Genomic DNA, 11,295 nt, shown 5'->3' with positions numbered 1-11,295 from the left:
CGTCATGAATCAGTGGTTTCGTTGGCAAAGAACGCAACAATTCCAGTTATTAATGGCATGAGTGATTACAACCATCCTACGCAAGAACTAGGCGATATTATTACGATGACTGAACATTTACCGAAAGGAAAAAAATTATCTGATTGTAAAATTGTTTTTGTTGGAGATGCAACGCAAGTTTGTGTATCTACCATGTTTATGGCAACAAAAATGGGAATGGATTTTGTTCAATACGGACCAGAGGGATTCCAAATTAAAGAAGAAGCATTAGAAATAGGGAAGGAAAATGCCAAAAAATCAGGAGGAAGTGTGCAGATCACAGAAGATGTTAATGTGGCTCTTAAAGATGCGGACTTTGTCTATACGGATGTGTGGTATGGCTTATATGAAGCGGAATTATCTGAAGAAGAACGGATGAATATTTTCTATCCAACCTACCAAGTAAATAATGAATTGATGAAAAAAGCTTCACCACATGCAAAATTTTTGCACTGCTTACCAGCAACACGCGGTGAAGAAGTTACAGATGAAGTGCTAGATGGTGAACAATCTATCGTATTAGATGAAGCAGAAAATCGATTAACAGCTATGCGTGCTTTATTAGTTTATTTTTTGAATCCATATTTGGATTATGCCGATCAAGCTTTAGCAGAAAAATTTGATGGGGAACTGCAGTGTATGCTGAAACCTAAACGTCAATTAGAACGAAGAGATTAGCAAGAACTTGCTTAAGCAGTAGAAGAGACGTGTGAATTTTTTGCTAATTCATAGAGAATAAAAAAATTTACACGTACTTTTCATAAAAGGCTCATCGAAAGGAGCACAATAATGAAAGAAAAAAAGAAATTCCGTTTATTTGATGCAGTATTGATGGCCGTTGTAGTTATCTTAGTGGTAGAGTCGGCAGCACCAGCTGCTGCAATCGGCTCTTCGCAATTTTTTTGGTGGGGTTTATTGTTGATATTATTTTTCTTACCTTACGGATTAATATCAGCTGAACTTGGTACGACATATGACGGCGAAGGAGGGATCTATGACTGGGTTAAAAAAGCTTATGGAAGAAAGTGGGGTGCTAGAGTCGCTTGGTTTTACTGGATTAATTTTCCTATTTGGATGGCGAGTCTCGCCGTTTTATTTCAAGAAGTATTAACTCAAATTTTTCAGTTAAACTTTAGTACGCCTCTACTAATTATGTTGCAGTTGGTATTTGTCTGGATTGTTACGATAATTAGCTGTTACCCTGTTAGTGATAGTAAGTGGATCTTAAATATCGCTGCATTTGCGAAAGTGGCAATCATGATATGTCTTGGTGTTTTGGGTATCTATCATGCATTAACAAAAGGAATGGCTAATAACTTTTCTGGAACAGCTTTGTTACCTAAACTAGATATTCAAAATTTTAGTTTTTTATCTGTTATCTTGTTTAATTTTTTAGGATTTGAAGTGGTCACTACTCTAGCAAATGAAATGGATAACCCTAAAAAACAAATTCCACAAGCTATTATTTATGGTGGTGTTTTGATCGCCTTTTTCTATTTGTTTGCTGCATTTGGAATGGGAGCGGCGGTACCAGCAGATCAATTATCTGCTTCTGGAGGATTAATTGACAGCTTTATTTTGCTTGTTGGGGGATTGAATCCTTTTGTTGTATTAATCGGTATTTTCTTCATGTATACGCTGGCAGCAAACTTGATTTCTTGGTCCTTAGGAGTAAATTATGTCGCTTTGTATGCTGCAAAAAATCATGATATGCCTCTAATTTTCGCTAAAAAAAGTCAAAAAAATGATATGCCAGTAGGAGCTTCTGTCACTAATGGTATTATTGCTTCACTTCTAATTATTATTGCACCCTTTATCCCAAATGAGAATATTTTTTGGGCGTTTTTCTCACTAAATGTAGTAGCATTGTTACTTTCTTATATTATGATGTTTCCAGCGTTCTTGAAGTTAAGAAAAATCGATTCTCATGTTGTTCGTCCATTTAAAGTTCCTGGACCAAATTGGTTGTTAAAATTAATGACGATTATCCCAATGTTGTTGCTAATCGCGACACTACTTTTTTCTGTAGTTCCTCTAGATTCAAGTTCTTCAGAGATAAATACTAAAGTACCCGTGTTGCTCGGAACAATTTTTGCCTTTGTTATTGGTGAAATCGTGATTCACTATTCGTCAAAAGAAAAAAAAGATAAAGGAGTGCTTACTGATGAAAACAATTGATAGTTCACCTAAAAAAGATCATTTTAGAATGCCCGGAGAATTTTCGGCGCATGAAGGAGTATATATGTTGTGGCCACAACGTCCTGATAATTGGCGAGATGGAGGAAAACCAGCCCAGCGAGCTTTCGCAGAGGTTGCTAGGGCGATTGCCAATTTTGAGCCTGTTACAATGGGTGTGAATTCTGATCAGTATGATAATGCTCGCCACATGCTTCCCGAACATATACGGGTGGTAGAAATTGCTAATAATGATTCATGGGTTCGAGATTGTGGTCCTACTTTTGTTACAAATAGTCAAGGAAAAGTTCGAGGTGTGGATTGGACATTCAACGCTTGGGGCGGGCTGGAAGATGGACTTTATTTCCCTTGGGATCAAGACGATCAAGTTGCACAAAAAATTTGTGAAATTGAATGGAAGGACCGTTATCGTTTAGATAATTTTGTTTTGGAAGGGGGATCTATCCATGTTGATGGAGAAGGTACATTAATTACCACAGAAGAGTGCTTATTATCAAAAGGACGTAATCCACAGCTATCAAAAGAACAAATTGAAAATATTTTAGGAGAGTATCTAAATATTGATAAGGTAATTTGGTTAAAGCGCGGAATTTATTTAGATGAAACGAATGGCCATGTAGATAATATTGTTAATTTTGTAGCGCCTGGTGAAGTTGTTTTAGCTTGGACAGATGATAAGCAGGATCCACAATATGAAATTTCTAAAGAATGCCTAGAAATTCTGGAAAACTCCGTAGATGCAAAAGGTCGAAATATTCATGTAACAAAATTGCATGTGCCTAAGCCTATACTTATTAACGAAAAAGAAAGTCATGGAGTAGATACCATAAATGGTACACTTCCACGTCAAAAAGGAGATCGTTTGGCAGCAAGTTATGTAAATTACTATACAGCAAATGGAGGAGTTATTTATCCATTATTTGATGATCCAATGGACGAAAAGGCAAAGGAAACATTGCAATCCTTATATCCTGATCGTAAAATTGTGGGTGTTTATACTCGAGAAATCTTATTAGGTGGAGGAAACATTCATTGTATTACGCAACAAATCCCTAAAGGAGAAAACGTGTTATGACAAAGAAAATAGTTGTGGCATTAGGAGGGAATGCAATATTAACAAATGATCCTACGGCAACAGGACAACAAAAGACTTTAGTTGAAACAGCTCAGTCATTAGCTGCTCTAGTTGAAAAAGGCTATAAGCTACTTATTACTCATGGTAACGGGCCTCAAGTAGGTAACTTATTATTACAACAAAAAGCTGGAGCGACCCAAACGAATCCAGCAATGCCACTTGATACCAATGTTGCAATGACTCAAGGCAGCATAGGATATTGGCTAGCACAGGCGTTAACGAATGAATTGAAGAAACGTGGTATAGAAAAATCCATAGTAGGATTGTTCACTCAAGTTATTGTTTCTGAAGAAGACCCAGGATTTAAACAGCCTACTAAACCAATTGGGCCATTTATGACGAAAGAACAGGCTGAAAAAGAAACGAGAATGACCGATTCTATCTTCAAAGAAGATGCAGGAAGAGGATGGCGTAAAGTAGTAGCTTCTCCTAAACCTATAGATATAGTTGAATCAAAAGTTATAAAAACGCTAGTTGATTCAGATGTAATTGTAATTGCAGGAGGAGGTGGTGGTATTCCGGTAATTCAAACTGGTGAAGGCCTAAGAGGTAAAGAAGCTGTGATAGATAAAGACTTTGCTTCTGAAAAACTTGCTGAAATCATTGATGCAAATGAACTGATTATCTTAACTGGTGTTGCAAATGTTGCTGTCCATTTTAACACACCGCAACAAAAAGAACTGAAAAAAATTGATATTGAGACATTAGAAAAATACAAAGATAATGGTGAGTTTGCACCAGGAAGTATGTTGCCAAAAGTGGAAGCTGCCTTAGAATTTGTTAAGAAAAAACCTAATGCGCGAGCTGTAATTACTTCTTTAGAAAATTTAGATAAATTACTAAAAGAAAATGCTGGCACGATTATTTATAGCTCGCAAAATTTAGAACAAAAAAGTCACTTAGTAGATATATTAACATATGAGTAAAAGAAAAAGTAACTGTGCGAAATAGAACATCTAGTTGTTTCTATTTCGCTTTTTTAATCCTATTATAGATATACTTAGAATGTTATAGTATGTTTAAGACAATACCCTAAAATTTAGTTGGTTACTCAGAATGTTGGTTTATTTAAAGGAGGAATATTTATGCTAGAATCGTCACCAAAAAAAGATGGATTTCAATTGGCACCAGAGTGGTCTTTTCATAAAGAATGCTATTTGATTTGGCCCGAACGTCCAGATAACTGGCGTTTAGGGGGAAAACCTGCACAAAAAGCATACGCTGAAGTCGCTGAAGTAATTGCACGATTTGAAAATGTAACTATGCTCGTTTCGCATCAACAATTCTTGAATGCACGTTATCAATTACCTGAAAAAATACGTGTACTAGAAGTAAGCAATAACGACGCATGGATAAAAGACACGGGACCATTATATGTTATGAATTCTTTGGGGGAAGTACGTGGTGTCGATTTTCGATTTAATGCTTGGGGCGGTTTGTTAGATGGGTTATTTTTTCCGTGGGATCAAGATGATTTGTTAGCTCAAAAAATTTGTGAACAGGAGAGAATTGAATATTACCAATTACAAGAGTTTGTTCTAGAAGGTTGCTCAATACATACAGATGGGGAAGGAACGCTTTTTGCAACAGAAGAATGCTTGTTATCAGAAGGACGTAACCCTCAATTAGATAAAGAATCAATTGAAAAAATTCTAAAAGAGTATTGTGGCATAGAAAAAATCGTTTGGTTTCCTCGAGGCTTTTTTTTGGATGAAACAAACGGTGATATCGATAATTTAATCAATGTTGTACGGCCTGGTGAAATTATTTTGAGTTGGTGTGAACAACCAAGTGATCCAATGTACGAAATCGTCAGAGAAGCAGAAGAAGTGTTGATGAAAGAAAAAGACGCAAAAGGAAGAAGCTTCATTATACACAAGATAGAATTACCAAAACCTTTATATATTACAGAGGAAGAAGCTGCTGGTGTTGATCCGGTAAATGGCATGCTTCCTCGATTTTCCGGTGATCGGTTGATTGCTTCTTATGTAAGCTATTATACAGCAAATGGCGGCATTATTTTTCCACTTTTTGAGGACCCAAATGATAAAAAAGCAGAAGCACTATTAAAAAAAATATACCCAGAATATGAAATTATTGGTGTAATGGCTCGTGAAATTTTACTTGGTGGTGGAAATATTCACTGTGTTGCTCAAGGAGTACCTCAATAAGAAAGGGGTGATAGGTAATGGATTTTTTTGAAATAGCCAATAGTCATATTTCAGAGCTGACTAAGAATGAACAAATTCTTTTTGATTACGTCATCAATAACCTAGAAAACATTAAAAGTAAAAGTATCCGCGAAGTTGCTGATGACTGTTTTGTTTCAACAACTACTTTTCTGCGTTTTGTCAGAAAGCTTGGATTTTCTGGATTTAGTGAGTTTACCACTGTTATTAAATATACGTTACTTTATAAAACTCCTCTTCCCGAGAGTTCACCTTTTGTCGTTAGCCAGAAAGATTATCGCGAAGAGTATTTAAAGAATTTAGTTGAATCTGTTCGCGTAATAGATACAGATAAAGTGAAACTAATTGTAGAACAACTACAAAAACAGCCTAAAATTTTTTTATTTGCTAAAGGATTGAGTAAAGAAATTATGCGTTATATACGATATTTGTATAATACAGCCGGTTTTTTTGTAATTTTTCCTGAAGATCATCAAACTCGTTCTATTGCACAAAAGCAAGTTAAAAAGAATGATATAGCCTTTATCTTCAGTTACAAAGGAGAAGATTTAGAGTTGATCGAAACAATTCGAAAAATAAAGGAACAAGATCATCCTTTAATCGTTTCAATTACTGGAGCAGATAATAACTTAATTCAAAACTTTAGTGATATTAATCTTTATTTGTTTACAGATGAAATCAGCTTGAATCATCTAGATATTACGTCACATATCTCAATGATTGCATTAATGGAATTAATTTTGTACCAATTTATCGAAAGCAGTGGAACAGACACTTACCATCTTGTTTTTCGTTGAATGATCGACAAGAGAATATTTTGTTCATCGGCAGCAGCATCTTAGAAATGATGAACAGTACTAGTATGGAAGCTTGTCGTCAACTAATCAAAATTACTGGAAGATCTTATTGTACGAAAGTTTATTTTTCTTTATAAGGATGTTCTTCAGACAACCACAGAGGAGGAAAGCAAGAAAGCGGTCAAAAAATGTATTTGTACGTTGGGGTTGCCAATTGGTTATGAAACGCTATTATAAGTGTGGGCCAAATATTATATACAGCATTTATTTGATTCAAAAAGTTATTATCAAAACGGTGTAAGTAACAAACGTTCACGATTCGGGAATTACTACCGTAAATGAAATTTAAATTGTAGATAACGTAAAGGTAGACGTATATCTACAATTTAAATTTGTTAAAAAACAGCAAAATGAGAATAGTGGCTTAACAAATATCATGCGAGAAATATTATGGGCAGTTGCAAGAATTGAAAAATGAATTCGATTCTTGGTTGAACGGGTTAGATGTATCTAATGAACAGATTTAATCTGGAATTTTTTATTTTTTGAACAACAATACACACCGATTTAGAGGTTTTACTCTAAGGAACATAAGAGATATAGTATATCCGCGTATGGCTATACTATGCAGTGCAAGGTTCATTAGTCATACCAAATTTATTGGTATGTTTATACCTTTCTCGTGTGAAGCACTATTAAAATTGACACTAAAATGTTAAGAGGACAGATAAAAATACAAAATGAATTATGTCAGTTGAAGATTCTTTCCAATAGAAACTAAAAAAGAATCCAAAAATTGACGAAAAAGATGGGCTAAATCCCGGTGAAAATGTCGCAGATTTTAAATGTCTATCTCTATGACATTGACATTGAAGGAAATAAAAAATACTTCGATAGACGCTAGCAATAAGCCATTATTAGTTATGACATTAGTGTTAAACATTCAAAACATTTTGGATAATAGATACAATGAAAATCCAAAATCCTTTGAAAAATCATTTTCATCCTTGACAAAAAGAAGAAATCCCGAGCGTACTAAGCAACAAAGACAAAGGACTTCAGGTTAAGGATATTCATACTCTAGTAATGGGGATTAACCAAATGTTGAAAAATCAGCCTAGTCCATTTATCAAAAATATCATATTTTGTAGCGAAGGAGCGGTCTTTTTGCTTTGTAAGAGTTATAAAGAAATTTCGATCTGGTAATTATCAGCTATGTTATGACCATGCTTAACGAGGTTGAAAGCCTTTTTATCAAGTGTTGGTAGTGTAACAATTGATTAACATGCGTAAGTACGAATTAGGATTATATGAGTCTCATTAGGAAATATAACCTGGTGAATAAACTAGATTGAAAGGAATATTAAGTATGGTATAATTTTCAATCTAGATACTGAAAATTGAAGAAAGGGTAATGTTTTGAATCGGTACAGTCTGAAGATGAGTAGTAATAATGAACTGCATATAAAATTTTTCCCGTGAATCGACCAAATAACTAATTGGAAGAGTATGGATTGTCCCATCACTGGACAGAGAATAATGTATTCCATAATTGATATAGCAACGTTTTCGAGTTCATCTAATCGAAACCTATCCCCGACAATAGGGGACGAGAATGTTAATAGATAACTATAAAACTTCAAGCAACGTATTAAATAGAGTGAAGAAAATTTTCTATCTATTTTTTAGTCAGCAATCTTTAGGTACAAATTAAGAATGTTTCTGCAAAAGAATATCAATCATTTACGCTTAGAATGTCGTACCATAAATGATTGGTATTCTTATTTTGTCAGAAAATAAGATCATACTGTTACAGTATGATCTGTGACTAAGAGCATTAATTTATGCTATTTTTTGAAAGAAAATGGATTGTAACAAAGCACATAGAAATAATATTCTGAGAAAAAAAGAGATACCGGAACTGCTGTCCGTTCGACAAGCTGTCCTCGGTTTTTTTGTATGTAAAATTTAAAAACAGATGCTCATCGATCCATCGGCTGAATTGCCATAAGCAAGTGATTAAATCTTTTTCATAGAATATAGAGGCATTATAGTATAAAAGCTCATTGGTAATTTTCTATTTTATCTTTTTGTGTTTCTCCGAGGAAAACTCATTTAATAAGTGATGGGATAATAGTCATTATCTATACTTTATTCAATGCACGACTTTCCAATAATAATTCTGTCACGATCAGTATCTCTTTGGCGTCTAATTTATCCAATTTTTTTAATGTGTATTATCGATTTTTTCTTAGTAAATAAGTTCTAAATTGACAGGAGACTGTAAAAGTTGCTGTTTGATAAAAGCTAAATCATTCGTAAATTGACACTATATTTTTCTATAAGATGTATGAGCACAAGATAATTGTAAAAATCAACAGATTTTAGAAAAGTATATCGAGATTGAAGAAAAAATTAGAAATAGCCATATTATTTATGGGAGACCCGATAGAGTAAATAGTTTGGAGGAAAATATAAATAACAGGAATATTAAAATAAGTACATCGGAATAGGCGAGTGCAAACGGCAGCATGTACAAATCAAGCTATCCTTACTCTTAAAGAAGGTAGTCAACCTACAAATTTTTCAAGAGTAGCTAATCAAGCAAAAATTTGAAAATCAACTCTTTATTCAATTCCAGAGGTGAGAGAACAGATCGCTTTTTATAGGAAGGGATGGTTCTATAAGCAAAAGCAGGACGACACTAAATCAGATTGTATGATCCACTCATTAGTAAGAAAAATTAAGTCTTTAGAGCCAAAAAATAAAGGAAAAGAACTTAAGCTTCAAATAAAAAAGATATACGGGAACCTATTCGAAGGTACAACACAAGAATAAATAGAGTTCTGGTCAAAGAAATTTTAAAGTTTCATTTTTCGAAAATTGACTAAAAATTCGTGTTCAGGATATGAAACGCCCTATTTCAGGAAGTTTTTGACCACGATTAAATTATCCATGTTATAGTCGTGAGGTTCTAAAAAAACTTTAAAAGGAGCATGTAGAGACATGCAAAATGTAAAAGAATTAAGTACGAAAGAGATAAAACAAACATCTGGTGGTGGTGGTGCTGGTAAAAATCTTATTTATGGTATGGGCTATGGCTATTTGCGAAGTTGTAATAGGTTATAATGTTCCGTAAAATAATAAAATATGTAAGATCTGTAGTTATATTTATATTGATAGCTACACTTATGGTGCCTTTATTTATTTTTGAAGGTTCTATGCCACTAAAAATATTAAGTTTACTAGTTATCTTGTTATTAAATGTAGTTGGTATATTAGTAAAAAAAGAGCTGGGGATGAAATATTTCGGAATGGTACACTAATTAAAGAGAGGATGTTTATATTATGAATTTAAAAAAAAATAATTTAGAGTATAATTTATGCATTTTTTTAGCAGTAATTATAAATTTAGGATTATTTATTTTTTCCGAAACTATATTAAGTAAGATTTTACTATTGATTGCTATTGTTTTATTAGTTATTCCTAATTTCATGCAAAAAAAGAAGAGAAAAAACTCGTAATGAGTTTTTTCTCTTCTTTTTTAGTTGCATTTAGAGTATACATTTGCTAACCCAGCAGCCCATGCTAGTGGTCCTTTTGGGATTCCAAATAATCCCCCAGCAATTGCAGCACCACATTTTGCTCCACCTTTAGATAAGTTGTTAGGTCTATTTAACTCATTAGGCATTCTGTGATCATTTTCTCCACCGATAATTTGTTTCATCTCTTTCGTACTTAATTCTTTTACATTTTGCATATTTAAACTCGCTCCTTTTAGAGTATTTTTATTACGATACTAGTGTGACATATATCTATAGCAAACAGTTAAAAACTTCCTGAAATGAGGTAATAACATTCCTGAAACCTATAAAATTCATCTGTTTTCATTTTAGATGAAGCGACAAATGGACTTGATAAACTACTAGAACATGAAATGATGGATCGCCTTTTAAATTTAGCAAATAAAACTCTTATATTTATTACGCATCATTTATCGATTGCAAAATCTGGCGATAAAATTTTAGAATCCTATACATATATTTGCTAATGTACCTAAACTTTCCTGAAAGTCGGCACACGAAATGACAAATCTTCAGCAACTTGCTTCAGTTTTGTCATTACTTACTAAAAAGGTTTGGTAATCTCTATATTTGCTGCAAATAATCGCTTGTCAAAGGGGAGCAATCTCCCCCTTGAATTCCCCTCAAAACCCAAGCTCAATAATAAACAACTAACTACCAATACGGAATTCACTTTCTGTTATTTTTTTTAAAATAAATTAATGAATATAAGAACCAACATATATATATAGACATAGTTCCTAATAAAAAGCTCAAATAAAAACTGTCTATATATTTGACTAAAATTTTATTTAATAATTCTCCGAGTATTAATCCAATTAGAGTAATAATCCCTATAATTGAAGCTTTTTCTAATTGAAGCCATTTCTTTACAGATAATTTTTTATTCATTTAATTTTTCCTCTTAATCATTAACCATACAAATAATCCTTATAACGAGAACAAGCTTTTGATAGTTACTATGCTATTAATTTTAATTAGAGATATAAGTCTTTTACCACATTTTTATTTTCTACGTCCACCATTCCAACCTTTTTTAAATCCTGAGATTATTTGGTCTGAATGATCCCATGCATCTTTTACTAAATAGCCAAGGCCAGCAACTATAATAGGTGCTATTCCTCCTTGAATTTAGATAACTCATTATATTTTTTCATTAATATTCACTCCTACGCTTACTCTAAACTTTTCGATAAACAATATCCAGGAATTATCATGTGTTTAACAGGATGGTTTGTTATACAGTTTGCTTGTTTACCCATAAATTGTCCTACACCATACCAAAGACTATCATTAGAACCACCGATAATTTGTTTCATCTCTTTTACAGAAACTTCTTTTACATTTTGCATAT

10 protein-coding genes (1 of these 10 only partly in view) are annotated in these 11,295 nt (G+C 33.3%); 7 read left to right on the top strand and 3 right to left on the bottom strand.

What is annotated here, in order from left to right; genetic code table 11:
• The 7 genes from ptcA to IGL31_RS10120 form a co-directional block, all read left to right on the top strand.
• Positions 1-717 carry the 3' portion of a putrescine carbamoyltransferase gene (gene ptcA, locus IGL31_RS10150; protein WP_002295311.1) on the top strand. 318 nt of this gene lie to the left of the window's left edge, so only the last 717 of its 1,035 coding nucleotides appear in the window; the start codon falls outside the window, past its left edge; its stop codon occupies positions 715-717.
• Between the two features lie 111 nt (positions 718-828).
• A complete protein-coding gene (locus tag IGL31_RS10145; protein WP_002301313.1) occupies positions 829-2,217 on the top strand; it encodes an APC family permease in 1,389 nt (462 codons plus the stop codon).
• The gene (aguA, locus tag IGL31_RS10140; protein WP_002295309.1) at positions 2,204-3,310 is read left to right on the top strand and encodes an agmatine deiminase; all 1,107 of its coding nucleotides are present in this window, start codon (positions 2,204-2,206) and stop codon (positions 3,308-3,310) included. Before IGL31_RS10145 ends, aguA (IGL31_RS10140) begins: the two co-directional genes overlap by 14 nt.
• Positions 3,307-4,296 carry a carbamate kinase gene (gene arcC / locus IGL31_RS10135; protein ID WP_002295307.1) on the top strand — a complete coding sequence of 330 codons (990 nt, stop codon included), beginning with the start codon at positions 3,307-3,309 and terminating at the stop codon, positions 4,294-4,296. Before aguA (IGL31_RS10140) ends, arcC begins: the two co-directional genes overlap by 4 nt.
• A gap of 159 nt (positions 4,297-4,455) precedes the next feature.
• On the top strand, positions 4,456-5,541 hold the full coding sequence (gene aguA, locus IGL31_RS10130) for an agmatine deiminase (RefSeq protein WP_002301312.1): 1,086 nt from the start codon (positions 4,456-4,458) through the stop codon (positions 5,539-5,541).
• A gap of 17 nt (positions 5,542-5,558) precedes the next feature.
• The gene (locus tag IGL31_RS10125; protein WP_002295305.1) at positions 5,559-6,356 is read left to right on the top strand and encodes a MurR/RpiR family transcriptional regulator; all 798 of its coding nucleotides are present in this window, start codon (positions 5,559-5,561) and stop codon (positions 6,354-6,356) included.
• A 3,006-nt stretch (positions 6,357-9,362) separates the two neighbouring features.
• Positions 9,363-9,485, top strand: coding sequence for a hypothetical protein (locus IGL31_RS10120; protein ID WP_002295300.1), 123 nt, complete (start codon positions 9,363-9,365; stop codon positions 9,483-9,485).
• A gap of 416 nt (positions 9,486-9,901) precedes the next feature.
• Here the strand turns inward: IGL31_RS10120 and IGL31_RS10115 are convergent, their stop codons facing one another.
• From IGL31_RS10115 to IGL31_RS10105, 3 genes are all read right to left on the bottom strand, one after another.
• Complete coding sequence (locus IGL31_RS10115) at positions 9,902-10,117, bottom strand: bacteriocin (RefSeq protein ID WP_002295295.1); 216 nt, start codon at positions 10,115-10,117, stop codon at positions 9,902-9,904.
• A 493-nt stretch (positions 10,118-10,610) separates the two neighbouring features.
• Complete coding sequence (locus tag IGL31_RS10110) at positions 10,611-10,832, bottom strand: hypothetical protein (RefSeq protein WP_002331254.1); 222 nt, start codon at positions 10,830-10,832, stop codon at positions 10,611-10,613.
• 284 nt (positions 10,833-11,116) lie between these two features.
• Positions 11,117-11,293 carry a bacteriocin gene (locus IGL31_RS10105; RefSeq protein WP_086300233.1) on the bottom strand — a complete coding sequence of 59 codons (177 nt, stop codon included), beginning with the start codon at positions 11,291-11,293 and terminating at the stop codon, positions 11,117-11,119.
• Between the last annotated feature and the right edge of the window lie 2 nt (positions 11,294-11,295).

Origin of the sequence: Enterococcus sp. MSG3290, assembly GCF_050555565.1 — a bacterium.
Classification (GTDB): Bacteria; Bacillota; Bacilli; order Lactobacillales; family Enterococcaceae; genus Enterococcus_B; species Enterococcus_B faecium.
The sequence above is the reverse complement of the archived record's forward strand: the minus strand, read 5'-3'. Positions and strand labels throughout refer to the sequence as shown.

What these genes read in the sequence shown, in the direction of transcription:
- IGL31_RS10145 (WP_002301313.1), top strand. Translation starts at nt 829, where the DNA reads ATGAAAGAAAAAAAGAAATTCCGTTTATTTGATGCAGTATTGATGGCC.
- aguA (WP_002295309.1), top strand. Translation starts at nt 2,204, where the DNA reads ATGAAAACAATTGATAGTTCACCTAAAAAAGATCATTTTAGAATGCCC.
- arcC (WP_002295307.1), top strand. Translation starts at nt 3,307, where the DNA reads ATGACAAAGAAAATAGTTGTGGCATTAGGAGGGAATGCAATATTAACA.
- aguA (WP_002301312.1), top strand. Translation starts at nt 4,456, where the DNA reads ATGCTAGAATCGTCACCAAAAAAAGATGGATTTCAATTGGCACCAGAG.
- IGL31_RS10125 (WP_002295305.1), top strand. Translation starts at nt 5,559, where the DNA reads ATGGATTTTTTTGAAATAGCCAATAGTCATATTTCAGAGCTGACTAAG.
- IGL31_RS10120 (WP_002295300.1), top strand. Translation starts at nt 9,363, where the DNA reads ATGCAAAATGTAAAAGAATTAAGTACGAAAGAGATAAAACAAACATCT.
- IGL31_RS10115 (WP_002295295.1), bottom strand. Translation starts at nt 10,117, where the DNA reads ATGCAAAATGTAAAAGAATTAAGTACGAAAGAGATGAAACAAATTATC.
- IGL31_RS10110 (WP_002331254.1), bottom strand. Translation starts at nt 10,832, where the DNA reads ATGAATAAAAAATTATCTGTAAAGAAATGGCTTCAATTAGAAAAAGCT.
- IGL31_RS10105 (WP_086300233.1), bottom strand. Translation starts at nt 11,293, where the DNA reads ATGCAAAATGTAAAAGAAGTTTCTGTAAAAGAGATGAAACAAATTATC.